This window comes from Georgenia deserti, assembly GCF_042680605.1.
In the GTDB taxonomy this organism is placed as follows: Bacteria; Actinomycetota; Actinomycetes; order Actinomycetales; family Actinomycetaceae; genus Allobogoriella; species Allobogoriella deserti.
Genome location: NZ_JBHUEE010000009.1, coordinates 1 through 14,807 on the forward strand (window position 1 = coordinate 1; position 14,807 = coordinate 14,807).

Annotated in this window: 12 protein-coding genes; 1 reads left to right on the forward strand and 11 read right to left on the reverse strand. The window is 72.8% G+C overall.

The window, feature by feature from the left end; genetic code table 11:
- Window positions 1-92 precede the first annotated feature (92 nt).
- The 7 genes from argF to argC form a co-directional block, all read right to left on the reverse strand.
- The gene (gene argF, locus ACFSE6_RS15495) at window positions 93-1,109 is read right to left on the reverse strand and encodes an ornithine carbamoyltransferase (RefSeq protein WP_388009159.1); all 1,017 of its coding nucleotides are present in this window, start codon (window positions 1,107-1,109) and stop codon (window positions 93-95) included.
- On the reverse strand, window positions 1,106-2,350 hold the full coding sequence (locus tag ACFSE6_RS15500) for an argininosuccinate synthase (protein ID WP_388009162.1): 1,245 nt from the start codon (window positions 2,348-2,350) through the stop codon (window positions 1,106-1,108). The genes argF and ACFSE6_RS15500 overlap by 4 nt, the downstream gene beginning before the upstream one ends.
- A 69-nt stretch (window positions 2,351-2,419) precedes the next feature.
- Entirely contained in the window at window positions 2,420-2,977 is a 558-nt protein-coding gene (argR, locus tag ACFSE6_RS15505) for an arginine repressor (protein WP_388009165.1), read from the reverse strand.
- Window positions 2,974-4,194 (reverse strand): acetylornithine transaminase, encoded by a 1,221-nt coding sequence (locus ACFSE6_RS15510; protein ID WP_465254174.1) that lies wholly within the window; start codon window positions 4,192-4,194, stop codon window positions 2,974-2,976. Before ACFSE6_RS15510 ends, argR begins: the two co-directional genes overlap by 4 nt.
- Before the next feature lie 44 nt (window positions 4,195-4,238).
- Window positions 4,239-5,198, reverse strand: coding sequence for an acetylglutamate kinase (gene argB, locus ACFSE6_RS15515; protein WP_388009171.1), 960 nt, complete (start codon window positions 5,196-5,198; stop codon window positions 4,239-4,241).
- On the reverse strand, window positions 5,195-6,370 hold the full coding sequence (gene argJ / locus ACFSE6_RS15520; protein WP_388009174.1) for a bifunctional glutamate N-acetyltransferase/amino-acid acetyltransferase ArgJ: 1,176 nt from the start codon (window positions 6,368-6,370) through the stop codon (window positions 5,195-5,197). Before argJ ends, argB begins: the two co-directional genes overlap by 4 nt.
- Before the next feature lie 49 nt (window positions 6,371-6,419).
- The gene (gene argC, locus ACFSE6_RS15525; RefSeq protein WP_465254169.1) at window positions 6,420-7,493 is read right to left on the reverse strand and encodes an N-acetyl-gamma-glutamyl-phosphate reductase; all 1,074 of its coding nucleotides are present in this window, start codon (window positions 7,491-7,493) and stop codon (window positions 6,420-6,422) included.
- 63 nt (window positions 7,494-7,556) lie between these two features.
- Between argC and ACFSE6_RS15530 the strand changes: the two genes are divergently transcribed.
- A complete protein-coding gene (locus tag ACFSE6_RS15530) occupies window positions 7,557-8,540 on the forward strand; it encodes a quinone oxidoreductase family protein (protein ID WP_388009177.1) in 984 nt (327 codons plus the stop codon).
- Here ACFSE6_RS15530 and ACFSE6_RS15535 read toward each other — a convergent pair.
- From ACFSE6_RS15535 to pheS, 4 genes are all read right to left on the reverse strand, one after another.
- Entirely contained in the window at window positions 8,524-9,933 is a 1,410-nt protein-coding gene (locus ACFSE6_RS15535) for a four-carbon acid sugar kinase family protein (RefSeq protein WP_465254175.1), read from the reverse strand. The two genes, ACFSE6_RS15530 and ACFSE6_RS15535, sit on opposite strands and share 17 nt — an antisense overlap.
- 69 nt (window positions 9,934-10,002) lie before the next feature.
- Window positions 10,003-10,854, reverse strand: coding sequence for an SDR family NAD(P)-dependent oxidoreductase (locus ACFSE6_RS15540; RefSeq protein WP_388009182.1), 852 nt, complete (start codon window positions 10,852-10,854; stop codon window positions 10,003-10,005).
- Window positions 10,847-13,474 carry a phenylalanine--tRNA ligase subunit beta gene (pheT, locus tag ACFSE6_RS15545; protein ID WP_388009185.1) on the reverse strand — a complete coding sequence of 876 codons (2,628 nt, stop codon included), beginning with the start codon at window positions 13,472-13,474 and terminating at the stop codon, window positions 10,847-10,849. The genes ACFSE6_RS15540 and pheT overlap by 8 nt, the downstream gene beginning before the upstream one ends.
- A gap of 1 nt (window position 13,475) precedes the next feature.
- Entirely contained in the window at window positions 13,476-14,603 is a 1,128-nt protein-coding gene (gene pheS / locus ACFSE6_RS15550; protein ID WP_388009189.1) for a phenylalanine--tRNA ligase subunit alpha, read from the reverse strand.
- Between the last annotated feature and the right edge of the window lie 204 nt (window positions 14,604-14,807).

Here is a 14,807-nt window from a genome sequence, read left to right on the forward strand (position 1 = left end):
ACCCTAGGCATCGAGTACCTGGCGAGGAGAGTGCTCACCCACTGGCCGCTACCGGAACCGAGTCTGCCCGGTGGCCGACCCGGTAGCTCCCATTAGGTGAGGAGGGCGACGAGGACCGCCTTGATGGTGTGCAGGCGGTTCTCGGCCTGGTCGAAGACCACGGAGGACTCGGACTCGAAGACCTCGTCGGTGACCTCGAGAGCGTCCATGCCGGTGCGGGCGTGGATCTCCCGGCCCACGGCCGTGCCAAGGTCGTGGAAGGCCGGCAGGCAGTGCATGAACCTCACGTCGGGGTTGCCGGTGGCGGCGAGGAGCTCGCGCGTGACCTGGTAGTCGCGCAGCAGGGCGACGCGCTCGTCCCAGGCCTCCTTCTTCTCCCCCATCGAGACCCACACGTCGGTGGAGACGAAGTCCGCCCCTGCCACTCCGGCGGCCACGTCGTCGGTCACCGTCAGGCGCGCGCCCGTCCGGTCCGCCACCTGCCGCGCAGCGGCAAGCACGTCGGCGGACGGTTGCAGCCCCGCCGGGGCGACGAGACGCACGTCCATCCCGAGCAGCGCACCGGAGACGAGAATCGAGTTTGCCGTGTTGAACCGGGCGTCCCCGAGGTAGGCGTGCACCATCTCGCCGAACGGCTTCGGCGCACCACCCACCTGCGGTGCGTGCTCGCGCATGGTCAGGGCGTCGGCGAGCATCTGCGTCGGATGCCACTCGTCGGTCAGGCCGTTGATCACCGGGACGCCCGCGTGCGCCGCGAGCGCCTCGATGTCCGCCTGGTGCGTACCGCGATACTCGATGGCGTCGTAGAAGCGGCCGAGGACCCGGGCGGTGTCCGGGATCGACTCCTTGTGCCCGATCTGCGACCCACCGGGATCCAGATAGGTCGCGTGCGCGCCCTGGTCGTGGCAGGCGACCTCGAACGCCGCCCGCGTGCGGGTGGAGGTCTTTTCGAAGATGAGTGCGACCGACTTGCCGTCGAGGTGACGGACCTCGGTGCCGGTGTGCTTGGCGGCCTTGAGCTCGGCGGCGAGGTCGATCAGCCCCAGCCACTCCTGCGGCGTGAGGTCGAGTTCCTTGAGGAAGTGCCGGCCGGTCAGGCTCGTCGTCACGACGACGCCTCCGGCTGCTGCCCGCCGGCAGCCTCCCGGGCGGCCGACAGCTTCGAGGTCAGCCCGTAGATCTCGATGAAGCCCTTGGCGTGCGACTGGTCGAACGAGTCGCCGGTGTCGTAGGTGGCGAGGTTGAAGTCGTACAGGCTCTGCTCGGAGCGCCGACCGGTGACGGTGGCGCGGCCGCCGTGCAGCACCATCCGGATCTCGCCCGAGACGTACCGCTGGGTGTCCTCGATGAACGCGTCGAGGGACCGCTTGAGCGGGGAGAACCACTGGCCGTCGTAGACCAGCTCGGTCCACCGCTGTCCGACCGTCTTCTTGAACCGGGCCTGCTCGCGCTCGACCGTGACGTTCTCGAGCTCCTTGTGGGCTGCGATGAGTGCCATCGCGCCGGGGGCCTCGTAGACCTCACGCGACTTGATGCCCACGAGCCGGTCCTCGACGATGTCGATGCGCCCCACGCCCTGGGCGCCGGCGCGGCGGTTCATCTCCTGGACCGCCTCCAGCGGGGTGACTCGCCGGCCGTCGATCGCGACCGGCACGCCCTGGTCGAAGGTGAGGGTGACCTCGTCCGGCAGGGGCGAGTAGGTCGGGTCGTCAGTGTAGGAGTAGACGTCCTTGGTGGGCTCGTTCCAGATGTCCTCGAGGAAGCCGGTCTCGATGGCGCGGCCCCACACGTTCGCGTCGATGGAGAACGGGTTGTTCTTCGTGGTCGCGATCGGCAGGTGGTGCTGGTTCGCGTAGTCGATGGCGACGTCGCGAGTCAGTGCGAGGTCACGCACCGGCGCCAGGCACTTCAGGTCGGGGGCGAGCGAGGTGATACCGACCTCGAAGCGGACCTGGTCGTTGCCCTTGCCGGTGCATCCGTGGGCGACGGTCTGGGCGCCGAACTGCCGGGCGGCGGCGACGAGGTGCTTGACGATGACCGGTCGGGACAGCGCGCTGACCAGCGGATAGGAGTCCATGTAGAGGCCGTTCGCCTTCAGCGCCGGCATGCAGTACTCGGTCGCGAACTCCTCGCGGGCGTCGGCCACGTAGGCCTCGACGGCGCCGCAGTCCAGAGCACGCTGGCGGATGACCTCGAGGTCCTCCCCGCCCTGACCGACGTCGACCGCGACGGCGATCACCTCGGCACCGGTGCGCTCACCGATCCAGCCGATCGCCACGGACGTGTCCAGGCCACCGGAGTAGGCCAGAACGACTCGGTCGGGACGGGAGTCGTGGGTGGTCTCGCTCATGTCTCTCCAACTCGTGACGGGCGCGGCGGGCACCCTCGGAAACAGTCTCGGTAATGCGGTCTCGGGCGGTCAGGCAGGCGGACCGGCGGAGGACGCCGGCCCGGTGCCTCGTCGGCGCTGCGGTCCCGGGCGTGCGAGCTCGAGCAGCCGCTCGGTCAGGGCGGCGGCACGGTGCTCGTCCCGGGTGATGACGAGGACGGTGTCGTCCCCGGCGATGCAGCCGAGCACTCCGGGCAGCAACGCGTGGTCGAGGGCTGAGGCGAGGACGTGCGCGGCGCCCGGCGGCGTGCGCAGCACCACCTGGTTGCTCGTGGTGTCGGCGGTGACGAGGACCTCGGCGCACCACCGCTGCAACCGGGCGGTCACCTGCTCGGTGTTCTCGGCCACGACCGGTTCGGTGCCGCCGCCCTCGACGGGCAGCGCGTAGACCTGGGTTCCACCGGGTCCGCGGACCTTCTGGGCACGTAGCTCGTCGAGGTCCCGGGAGAGCGTGCCTTGGGTCACGGTCACGCCCCGGTCGGCGAGCACCTCGCTCAGCTCGGTCTGGGAGCGCACGGCCTGATGAGCCAGGATCTCGGCGATCAGGGCGTGGCGGGCTGCCTTGGTCCCGGACGTCTGCGCGGTCACGGAGTCTCCTCCGCACGTCCCGCCCCGGGCGGCGTCCGCAGGCCGGCCGTCGCGAGCGCGGCCGGCAGCGCGTCGACGAGCGTGGCCGCCTGCTCCTGGGTGAGGATCAGCGGCGGCGCCACGCGAAGCGCGTCGGGAGCGACCGGGTTGACGATGAAGCCGGCGTCCAGGAGCGCTGCGGCCGCCTCCTTGGCGACCGGTGCCTCGAGCTCGGCGGCGAGGAGCAGACCGGATCCGCGGACCGTGCGCACGCCGGGCACCCCGGCCAGGGCGTCGGCCAGCGCCTTGCCGGTCACGGCGGCGTGGTGGAGCAGTCCGTCCCGTTCGATCGTTTCGATGACCGCCAGCGCCGCCGCGGCGGACACCGGGTTACCGCCGAACGTGGTGCCGTGCTGGCCGGGTCCGAGGAGGCCGCCCGCGCGCCCGCCGAGGGCGATCGCGGCGCCGATCGGCATGCCCCCGCCGAGGGACTTCGCCAGCGTGACCACGTCCGGCACGACCGGTGAGGTACCACCGCCGTCGGGATCGACGATGCCGTGGTGGGCCATCCAGGTGCCGGTCCGGCCCATGCCGGTCTGGACCTCGTCGAGGACGAGGAGCGCACCGTGATCGGCCGTCAGGCGACGCGCGGCGGCGAGGTACCCGGCCGGCAGCGGACGCACGCCCGCCTCTCCCTGGATGGGCTCGAGGACCAGGGCGGCGACGTCGTCGTCCATGGCGTCCGCGAGTGCCGCCACGTCGCCGAACGGCAAGAACTCGACGCCGCCGGGCAGCGGGGCGAACGGTTCGCGGTAGGCCGCCTTGTGGGTCAGCGCGAGCGCTCCCATGGTCCGGCCGTGGAAGGCCCCCTCGAGCGCGAGCACCCGCGGGCGGGTCCCGTCGCCGTGCCGCCGGACCAGCTTGAACGCCGCCTCGTTGGCCTCGGTGCCGGAGTTGGCGAGGAAGACGCGGGAGCCGTCCGGCGCACCGCCCGGGGTCACGATCTCGAGCAGCCGCTCGGCGAGTCGGACGTGGGCCGGGGTGGTGAAGAAGTTCGAGACGTGCCCGACGGCGCCGAGCTGCTCGGTCACGGCCTGCACGAGGGCAGGATGCGCATGCCCGAGGGCGTTGACCGCGATGCCGCCGAGGAGGTCGAGGTAACGCGCGCCGTCGGCGTCCCACACGTACGCGCCCTCACCGCGCACGAGGACCCGCTGCGGTGTGCCGAAGGTGTTCATCACCGCGCGCCGGTAGCGCTCGGTCCAGTCCTGGCCGGTGTCGGTCACGACTCCTCCTCCGCTGCGTCGGGGACGACGAGGGTGCCCACCCCGGCGTCGGTGAAGATCTCCAGGAGCATGGAGTGCTCGCGGCGGCCGTCGATGACGTGTGCCTGCGGGACGCCGCCGCGTACCGCGCGCAGGCACGCCTCCATCTTGGGGACCATGCCGGAGGACAGCGTGGGCAGCATGACCTCGAGGTCGCCCGCGCGGATCTGCGAGACGAGGCTGGAGGGGTCGGGCCAGGCCGCGTACAGCCCCTCGACGTCGGTGAGCATGACGAGCTTGGTGGCTCCGAGCGCGACGGCGAGCGCCGCGGCGGCGGTGTCCGCATTGACGTTGAGCACCTGGGTCGGCTCGGCGGCGTCGATGGCGACGGTGGAGACGACGGGGATGCGGCCGGCGTCCAGGAGGTCCTCGACGGCCTGCGGATCGACGTCGACGACGTCCCCGACGTGCCCGACGTCGACCGGTTCGCCCTCGACCAAGGCGTGCCGGCGCTCGGCCTGCAGCAGGCGGCCGTCCTCGCCGGAGAGGCCGACGGCGTGGGCGACGTCGGCGTTGAGCAGCGAGACGAGCTCGCGCTGCACGTGGCCGGTCAGCACCATCCGCACCACCTCCATGACCTCCGGCGTGGTCACCCGCAGGCCGCCGCGGAATTCGGTCTCGAGGCCGACACGGTCGAGCATGGTCGAGATCTGCGGCCCCCCGCCGTGCACCACCACCGGGCGCAGGCCCACCTGGTGCAGGAAGAGGACGTCGGCGGCGAACGCGCGCTTGAGCGTGTCGTCGACCATCGCGTTCCCGCCGTACTTGATGACGACGCGCGCCTCGGAGAACCGGCGCAGCCAGGGCAGGGCCTGGATGAGGACCTCGGCCTTCTGGTGGGCGCCGACGAGGCGGTCGGCGTCCAGCACGAGCCGGTCGGCCGACGGGGCGGGAGCGGTGCCGGGGTCGGTGCTCATGTCGAGTACGCGCTGTTCTCGTGGACGTAGTCGTGAGTGAGGTCGTTGGTCCACACCGTGACGGCGGCCTCGCCCGCGTGCAGGTCGATGTCGATGCGGACTTCGCGTGCGGAGACCAGGTCGACGCGTGTGCGGTCCTCACCCACGCCGCCGCCACGGCAGACCGTGACGCCGTTGATGGCGACGTCGACGGCGTCCGGCTCGAACGGGGCCACCTCGGCCGGGACGGTACCGGCGGAGGCGAGGATCCGGCCCCAGTTGGGGTCGTTTCCGTAAATCGCCGTCTTGACGAGGTTGGAGCGGGTGACGGCACGGGCGACGGCGAGCGCGGCGTCCTCGGTGGTGGCGCCGGAGACAGTGACGGCGATGTCGTGGGCGGCGCCTTCGGCGTCGGCGACGAGTTGCCGGGCGAGGTCGCCGCACACGACCGTGAGGGCGTCGGAGAGCTCCTCCCGGTCTGCGCGCACGCCGGAGGCGCCCGAGGCGAGAAGCACCACGGTGTCGTTGGTCGACAGGCAGCCGTCGGAGTCGACGCGTTCGAAGGTCACCCGGGCGGCGGCCCGCAACGCGGCGTCGGCGTCGGCGGCCTCGACGACGGCGTCGGTGGTGACGACGACGAGCATCGTGGCCAGGGCCGGAGCGAGCATGCCGGCGCCCTTGGCCATGCCGCCGACCGTCCAGGAACCGGTCTGCGAGGAGCGGGTGACGGCGGCCTGCTTGGTCACCGTGTCGGTGGTCATGATCGCCTCGGCGGCGGCACGGCCGCCGCTGGGTGACAGCGCGGTCGCGGCGGTGTCGACCCCGCCGAGCAGGGCAGGCATGTCGAGACGCTCGCCGATGAGTCCGGTCGAGCAGACGAGAACGTCTGCGGCGGAGACGTCGAGGACCTCTCCGACGTGCTCTGCGGTGCGGTGGGTGTCGGCGAAACCCTCGGGTCCGGTGCACGCGTTGGCGCCGCCGGAGTTGAGCACGACGGCGCGGACGACACCGTCGCCCACGGCGGTCCGGGACCACAGCACGGGAGCGGCGGCGACCCGGTTCTGCGTGAACACGGCGGCACCGACGTGCTCGGGTCCATCGTTGACGACGAGGGCGAGGTCCGGCCGTCCGGACGGCTTGAGGCCCGCGGTGACTCCGGCGGCCCGGAACCCGGCGGGGGCGGTGACGCTCATCCGTGCGCCTCCGCACGGTCACGAGCGCAGCGAGCGAGGTGCAGTGTGTTCACGGGGCGACTCCGACGGTGGTCAGGCCGGTGGTCTCCGACAGGCCCAGGGCGAGGTTCATCGACTGCACCGCGGCGCCCGCGGTGCCCTTGACGAGATTGTCGATCGCGCAGAGAGCGACGACGCGGCCGGCTCGCTCGTCCACGGCCACCTGGACGGCGGCGGCGTTGGCGCCGGCGACCATGGCCGTGCTGGGCCAGGTCCCTTCGGGCAGGAGGCGGACGAAGGGCTCGGCGGCGCCGTAGCACTGTTCCCACGCGGCCCGGACGCTGGCCGGTTCGATGCCCGGCCGGAGCGGTGCGGTGACCGTGGCGAGGATGCCACGGGCGACCGGGGCCAGGACGGGCGTGAAGGAGAGGCGAACCGTCTCGGCTCCGGCGCGGCGCAGGTTCTGCTCGATCTCCGGGACGTGACGGTGCGTGCCGGCGACGGCGTACGGGGCGAGGTTCCCGGCCGCCTCGGCGGCGAGCAGGTGCGGCTTGAGAGACCTGCCGGCCCCGGAGTACCCGACGGCGAGCGTGGCGACCACGTCCCCGGCGTCGACGATCCCGCCGGCCACACCCGGCTGGAGCGCGAGGGTGACAGCGGTGACGTTGCACCCGGGAACGGCGACACGGCGGGCACGGCGCAGTTCCTCGCGCTGACGCTCACCGGTCTCGGCGCGGATGAGCTCCGGCAGTCCGTACGGCCAGGCCCCGGCGTGCGCACTGCCGTAGAACTGCTCCCAGTCCTGCGGATCGACGAGCCGGTGGTCCGCGCCGCAGTCGAGCACCAACGCCTGCGACCCCGCGGCCTCGAGCGCGGCGGAGATCTCTGCGGAGGCGCCGTGCGGCAGCGCCAGCACCACGACGTCGTGGCCGGCCAGGATGTCCGGATCGGTCGGGTCCAGCGTCCGGCCGGCGAGCGGCGCGAGGTGCGGGTGGTGCTCGCCGAGCGGACGCCCGGCGGAGGTGTTCGCGGTCAGAGCGCCGATCCGTGCCTCGGGATGACTCAGCAGCAGACGCAGCATCTCGCCGCCCGCGTACCCGGAGGCGCCGGCGACGGCAACGGAGAAGGACACCTGCATAACCATACAAGAGATTGCATAGCGTGTCGCGCATGGTGTCAGGGCCGCGCCTCGGGCCATGCTGGGAGCATGCGAGCCATCAACGCCACCCGCCCCGGCGGACCCGAGGTGCTCTCCGCCGTCGACACGCCTGATCCGCAGCCCGGGGAGGGCGAGGTCCTCGTGGACGTCGCCGCTTCCGGCGTGAACTTCATCGACACCTACCGCCGCTCCGGTGTCTATCCGATGGACTTCCCGCACGTCCCCGGATCGGAAGGGGCGGGCACGGTCAGCGCGGTGGGCGAGGGTGTCACCGACCTCGTCGTCGGCGACCGCGTGGCGTGGGCAGAGGCTCCGGGCTCCTACGCCGAGCGCGTCGTCCTCGCCGCGGAACGTGCGCTGCCCGTCCCCGACACTCTCGACCTCGAGACGGCGGCGGCCCTGCCGTTGCAGGGCATGACGGCGCACTACCTCCTCGCCTCGACGTTCCCCGTCTGGGCCGGGCACACGGTGCTGGTCACGGCGGCCGCCGGTGGTGTCGGGCTGCTGCTGACCCAACTCGCGACCGCCCGCGGCGCACGGGTGATCGGTACGGTCGGCTCCCCGGAGAAGGAGTCGCTCGCACGCCGGGCCGGTGCCGCCGAGGTGATCCGGTACGCCGAGATGGACGACATCTCCACCGAGCTGCCGCAGGCCGTCCGGGACCTGACCGGGGGCGCCGGCGTCGATGTCGTCTACGACGGTGTCGGCAAGGCGACCTTCGACGCCTCGCTGGCCTCGATCCGCCCGCGGGGCATGCTCGTGCTGTTCGGTGGGGCCAGCGGACAGGTCCCGCCGTTCGACCTGCAGCGGCTCAACGCCGCCGGGTCGCTGTTCGTCACCCGACCGACGCTCGCGCATTACACGGCCGACCGTGAGGAGTTGACGTGGCGAGCCGGTGAGATCTTCGGCGCCGCGGCCTCGGGTTCGCTCGAGGTGCGTGTCGGCGCCCGGTTCTCGCTGGACGAGGCGGCTCAGGCCCACCGGGCACTCGAGGGCCGGGAGACGACCGGGAAGGTCATCCTCGTGCCGTGAGCTTGTCGACGACGTCGGCGAGCGAGTGCTCATCGCCGACATTGCCGGCGAAGACGACGTACGGGATGCCGTGGGCGGGGCCGCCGACCGGCTCCCAGAGCGAGACGATCCCGGGCAGCATCGGGCCGCGCACGAACGCACGGCTGATCTTCAGGCCACGGGCGGCGACGTCGGAGGAAGTGATGCCGCCCTTGGCGACGACGAACCGGGGCGGCCGTCGATCGATCACGCGGCGGACGAGGGAGACGACGGCGTCGGAGACCCGCCGGGCGATGTCGAGGGAGTCGTCCCCGCTCTGGCCGGTGACGAGAGTTCGCGAGGTCGAGAGCACGACCGTTCCGGCCCGCAGGCCCTCGACCGTCCGCGTCACGACGTCCTCGAGGTGGGCGTCCCGGGCCTGGCCGAGAACGCGCGCGACGTCGATCTCGATCTCGGTGGGCCGGCGGCGCTCCCGCAGCGTGTCGAGCTGGCGGGTGGTCAGTGCCACGTGGGAGCCGACGACGACGAGGCCGTGCGGGGCGAGATCCTCGCGCCCGGCACCGGCGTGCAAGGCGGCGACGTCGGCCGGGGTGAGCGGGTCCGCCACGTCCTGGCCGATCAGGGCCCGGACGAAGGGCGGTCCGACGCGATGGACGAAGCGGCGCCCGTCCGCCTCGGCGCGCAGGATGCCGAGGGCCAGGAGTCTCAGGTCGTTCTCCTCGGCGATGTCCACGGCGACGGGACGGGCGTCGCGCAGGGAGTTGAGCACCTCGGCGACGCTCTCGGGGCCGGCGCGGAGCCGGTCCAGCGTGAGAGGGACGACCTCCTCCGGTGGGACTCGCCCGTCGGTCTTCTCCGCGACCCAGGCGCGCAGGTCGGAGGAGGTATAGCCGAACGTGGCGTCGCGGGCGAACTCGGTCCTGCCGACCGGCACGAAGCCGTCGGCGTCCGACCCGGCGTAGTGCACGGAGCGGACCGTGAGGCGGCCGGCGTCTGCGAAGGCCGGAGCCAGGATGACGCCGTCGACGGTGCGGTCGTCCGCGGCGGCGAGTGTGGCGGCGATGGCGTCCGTCTCCAGGGGGAAGTGACCCCGCAGGGTGGAGTCGGAGCGTGAGACGACGTCGATCTCGACGTGGCACCGCTCGGCGGCCCGCACGGCGGTCTCGACGACGTCCCGGTTCCGCCGTTCGGCGGTGTCGGGATCCAGACTGCGCGAGTTGGTCATGACGTAGACCGCGGGAGCGCCGGTACCCAGTGCCCAGGCGAGGTCGTCCTCGCTCCAGCCGGTCAGGACGGGGAGGTCGGCGACGGACTGGGTGCCGGTCGGGTCGTCGTCGAGGACGACGAGGCGACGCGGGTCGGCGCCACGGGCTTGACGCACCTCGGCGGCGCCGACGGGCACGGCCGCGGGCATGCCGGCCAGCAGGTCAGACCGGGTCACGCCGGTTGTCCGGTTCTCGGGCACGGTCTCTCCAGACGGTGGTCAGGGCCAGTCGCTGACGCGCAGGCGCCGGACGGCGTCCGGGTGGTCGGTGCCGGCCTGGTGACGCAGCGACTCGACGGTGTCGGTGCCGGCGCGCAGGTAACGGCCCGAGTGGGCGTCCAGCTCACCGCGGGCGATGGCGACGGCGAGATCGACCACCTCGGCCACGTCCGTCCACTCGGTGCGGTTGGCGTGGGCACGCATCGAGCTGGTCATGTCCGTGACGACGACGCCGGGCGCGAGTTCGAAGGCGCGCAGCCCGCGGTCATAGCCGGCCTCGTGCAGCCCACCACCGATCCGGAAGAGTGCCGTCTTGGAGACGTAGTAGGCGGTGGCGTCGGCGTTGTCCCGGGTTCCGGCGCCGGAGTTGAGGTCGATGACCCGGCCACCGCCGCGGGCCACCATGCCGGGCACGACGGCGCGGGCGAGCAGGAACGGCCCGCGGACGTTGGTCTCCACGACGGCCCACCACTCGTCCGGGTCCGCCTCCCACAGCGGCACCTCGGTGTCGATGCGGCCGGCGTTGTTGACGAGCAGGTCGATCGGCCCGAGCGCGTCCTCGATCGCCTCCACGGCGGCTCGGACGGCATCCGGATCGGTGACGTCGGCGACCCGGGCGGCGGCGCGCCGGCCGAGGTCGCGCACCTCCTGGGTGACCTCCTCCAGCCGCACCCCGTCCCGGGCGATGAGCGCGACGTCGAGTCCCGCGCGGGCGAGTCCGAGGGCGAGCGCGCGCCCGATGCCGCGTGAGGCGCCGGTGACCAGGGCGGTGCGGGCGGGAGCCGGGTCGCCGGTGCGGGCGGGAGCGGGATCGCCGGTGCGGGCGGGAGCCGGGGGTGTCTGCTCAGGCACGGAGCACCGCCCCCACCCGCTCGCCGGCGACCTCGACGATCCGCTCACGCACCGCAGCTGTCTCCTGCGCGGTCAAGGTGCGGTCCGGCGCCCGCAGGCGCAGCGCGAAAGCAAGCGACTTCTTGTCCTCACCGAGCTGGCTGCCGGTGTAGACGTCGAACAGCGTGACGTCCTCGGCGAGCTCACCGGCGGCGTCGGTGACCGCCGCCAGCACGTCCGTGGCCGGCACGTCGGCATCGACCACCAGCGCCACGTCCTCCTTGGCCGGGGGGAAGGTGGACACGGGGTCGACCTGGATCGGCTCGGCAGGACTGACCGCCTGGACGGCGTCGAGGTCGAGCTCGAACGCGCTGGTCCGGGCCGGCAGGTCGAGCTCCGAGATGACCTTGGGGTGCAGCTCCCCGGCATGCCCGACCACGACGTCGCCGGCCACCAGCTCGGCGCAGCGTCCGGGATGCCACGGCATCGTCTCGCCACGCCGCACGGTCAACATGACGCCGACCGTCTCGGCCACGACCTTCGCGGCGTCCACCGCGTCCGCCCAGTCGGCGAGCCGGCCGGCGGCGGGCACCGGCCCGAGCCCGGGCGGCAGGCGGCGGCCGGTGAGCACGCCGGCGATGTGGCGGGGCTGGTCCGGCACGGCGGCCTCGAGCGCGTCCAACTCGTGGTGTTCCGGCCGCCGGTCGACCCCCGGAGCTGCGGCCGCCCGGATCCCGGCCGGACGCGTCACCAGACCGACCTCGGTGATCGCCAGGTCCGCGTTGCCGCGGGAGACGTTGCGGCGTGCGGTCTCGAGCAGAGTGTCCAGCAGCGAGGTCCGCATGCCGGCCGCGTCGTCCGCGAGCGGGTTGACCAGGCGCAGGGTGGCCCGGCGCGGGTCCTCAGCGGGCAGACCGAGCCGATCGTGGACGTCGCCGATGAACGGGTAGGACAGCACCTCGACGAACCCGCGTTCGGCCAGCGCCCGGGCGATGTCGCGGCGCTGCCGCTGACTCACGGTCAGGCCGCGGCCAGCCGGCGCCGCGGGAAGGACCGAGGGGATCTCGTCATACCCGTCGATCCGCGCCACCTCTTCGATCAGGTGGGCCGGGCCGACGAGGTCCGGCCGCCACGACGGCGGCGTGACCTGGACGGTCGTGTCCCCGGCCCCGTCGGCCGTGGCGGTGTCCGGATCGGCCGTGGTGGTGACCGTGCAGCCGATCTGTTCGAGGATGCCGACCACGCGCTCGCGCGGGTAGTCGACACCGACGAGGCGGGCGGCCGCGGCGGGGTCGAACAGCACGGGTTCGGGGGTCCCCGTCCGGTCGACGTCGCCGACCGCCGGATCCGCGGTGCCGCCGCCGTAGGCGACGAGCAGGTCCACCACGCGCTGGGCGGCGACGGCGGGCAACCGCGGGTCGACGCCGCGTTCGAACCGCTTGGCGGCCTCGCTGGGCAGCCGGTGCCGCCGTGCGGTCCGGGCCACCGAGACGGGGTCGAAGTGGGCGGCCTCGACGAGCACGTCCGAGGTCGACGGCGAGACCTCGGTCGCCGCCCCACCCATGACGCCGGCGAGACCGAGCACCCGCCCGCCACGTGCTCCGCCGGGTGAGTCCGTGATGAGCAGGTCCTCGGGATCGAGGCGCCGTTCGACGTCGTCGAGCGTGGTCAACCGCTCCCCCGCCGCGGCCCGGCGCACGACGATCGGCGCGGCGAGCGCGGCAAGGTCATACGCGTGCAAGGGCTGCCCGAGATCGAGCATGACGTAGTTGGTGACGTCGACGGCGAGGGAGATGGGCCGCATCCCGGCCTGCACGAGGCGCGAGACCATCCAGGTCGGGGTCGGTGCGGCGGGGTCGACGCCGCGGACGATACGGGTGACGAACCGGTCGCATCCGGGCCGGTCCAGTCCGGCGTCCGGGGCGCCGTCGTCGTCGAGCTCGACGGCGAAGCCGTCCGCCGTGGCCGGCGGCGGGAGGGTCGGGAGGTTCTCCGGCAGGCCGGGATCGGTGAACGTGGCGCCGGTCGAGTGGGCGTATTCGCGGGCCACACCGCGCATGCCGAAGCAGTAGCCACGGTCCGGTGTCACGTTGATCTCGAGGACCTCCTCACCCAGACCCAGGAGCTCGAGCGCGTCGGTGCCGGGGGCGGGGACGGCGTCGGCGCCGAGGAGACGCTCGAGGACGATGATCCCGGAGTGGTCCTCGCCCAGGCCGAGCTCTTTGGCGGAGCAGATCATGCCGTCGGAGGTGTGCCCGTAGGTCTTTCGTGCCGCGATCGGGAACGGGCCGGGCAGCACCGTTCCGGGCAGGGCGACGACGACGTGATCGCCGACGTCGAAGTTGTGCGCACCGCAGACGATGCCGCGGGAGGACACATCGGCCGGTTCGGCCCCGTCGCCGGGGGGGTCGTTGTGCTCGCCGACGTCGACCCGGCAGTACGAGATCGTCTTGCCGTTGGAGTGGGTCTCCTTCGCGAGCGAGAGCACCTTCCCGACGACGAGCGGGCCGGTGACCGGCGGGGGCACGATCTGCTCCTCCTCGAGCCCCACGGCGACGAGCGCGGCGGCGAGAGTCTCGGCCGTGGTGCCGGGGGCGACCTCGACGTGCTCGGCGAGCCAGGACAGCGGGACGTACGGCATCTCAGTTGCCCCTTCCGGTGGTGCCGAACTGGAGGGAGAAGCGCACGTCTCCCTCGACCATGTCGCGCATGTCGGCGATGCCGTGGCGCAGCATGAGAGTGCGTTCGATGCCCATACCGAACGCGAACCCGGAGTAGACGTCCGGGTCGACGCCCGCGGCGCGCAGCACGTTCGGGTTGACCATGCCGCAGCCGCCCCATTCGATCCAGCCGGCTCCCCCCTTCTTCTGCGGGAACCACAGATCCATCTCGGCGCTGGGCTCGGTGAAGGGGAAGAAGCTCGGGCGCAACCGGGTGCGCGCCTCGGGCCCGAACATGGCGCGGGCGAAGTGGTCCAGGGTGCCCTTCAGATGCGCCATGGTCAGCCCTGTGTCGACGGCGAGGCCCTCGACCTGGTGGAAGACCGGCGTGTGCGTCGCGTCGAGGGCGTCGGTGCGGAACACCTTGCCGGGACACGCGATGTACAGCGGCACGCCCCGGGCGAGCATGGCGCGGGCCTGCACGGGCGAGGTGTGGGTGCGCAGGACGAGGTGCGGGTCTCCCCCGGCGCTCTCGGGCGGGTCGACGTAGAAGGTGTCCTGCATCTGCCGTGCCGGATGGTCCACGCCGAAGTTGAGCGCGTCGAAGTTGAACCACTCGTGCTCGACCTCGGGCCCCTCGGCGATCTCCCATCCGAGGGAGACGAAGAAGTCGGACACGTCCTCCATCAGCGTCGCCAGCGGGTGCCGGGCGCCACGCGGCTCACGGGCCGTGGGCAGGGTGACGTCCACGGCTTCGGCGGTGAGGACCTGAGCGTCGCGCTCGGCCTCGAGCTCGGCCTGGCGGGCGGCGACAGCCTTCGTGACGCGGCCACGGGCCTGGCCGACCAGCTTGCCCGCCGCGGCCTTGTCCTTCTTGTCGAGGCCGCCGATGGCGCGGTTGGCCAGCGCGAGCGGACTGCGGTCGCCGGCGTGGGCGAGGCGCACCGCCTTGAGCTCGTCCAGCGTGCCGGCCGCGGCGACGGCGGCCAGGGCCTCGTGGGTCGCCGCGTGCACACCCCCCTCGTCCAGCGGATTCAGGGGTGTGGCGGACTCGGGTGCGGTGGTGTCGGACGGTGCGGTTTCGGATGCTGTGTCCGGCGTTGACGTCATGCCTACCTTCCGGGCGGATCGGACGGCCGGTGCCCAGGACACCGTGCCAGCGGGTGATTGTAGGTGGGATGCCCGCCCGGGCACGCAGCGATCTCGAGGCTCAGGCCGAGCCGGACCCGCGGCCCTGGGCGGGCCCGGTAAATCGTCCGGCGAGTGGCGGCCTCATGGCGCCACTGTAGCGAAGGCGCCTCGTACGCGATGCTC

Coding starts and splice junctions, on each gene's coding strand:
- ACFSE6_RS15500 (WP_388009162.1), bottom strand. CDS start 2,350: ATGAGCGAGACCACCCACGACTCCCGTCCCGACCGAGTCGTTCTGGCC.
- ACFSE6_RS15510 (WP_465254174.1), bottom strand. CDS start 4,194: ATGAACACCTTCGGCACACCGCAGCGGGTCCTCGTGCGCGGTGAGGGC.
- argB (WP_388009171.1), bottom strand. CDS start 5,198: ATGAGCACCGACCCCGGCACCGCTCCCGCCCCGTCGGCCGACCGGCTC.
- argJ (WP_388009174.1), bottom strand. CDS start 6,370: ATGAGCGTCACCGCCCCCGCCGGGTTCCGGGCCGCCGGAGTCACCGCG.
- argC (WP_465254169.1), bottom strand. CDS start 7,493: ATGGTTATGCAGGTGTCCTTCTCCGTTGCCGTCGCCGGCGCCTCCGGG.
- ACFSE6_RS15530 (WP_388009177.1), top strand. CDS start 7,557: ATGCGAGCCATCAACGCCACCCGCCCCGGCGGACCCGAGGTGCTCTCC.
- ACFSE6_RS15535 (WP_465254175.1), bottom strand. CDS start 9,933: ATGCCCGCGGCCGTGCCCGTCGGCGCCGCCGAGGTGCGTCAAGCCCGT.
- pheT (WP_388009185.1), bottom strand. CDS start 13,474: ATGCCGTACGTCCCGCTGTCCTGGCTCGCCGAGCACGTCGAGGTCGCC.
- pheS (WP_388009189.1), bottom strand. CDS start 14,603: ATGACGTCAACGCCGGACACAGCATCCGAAACCGCACCGTCCGACACC.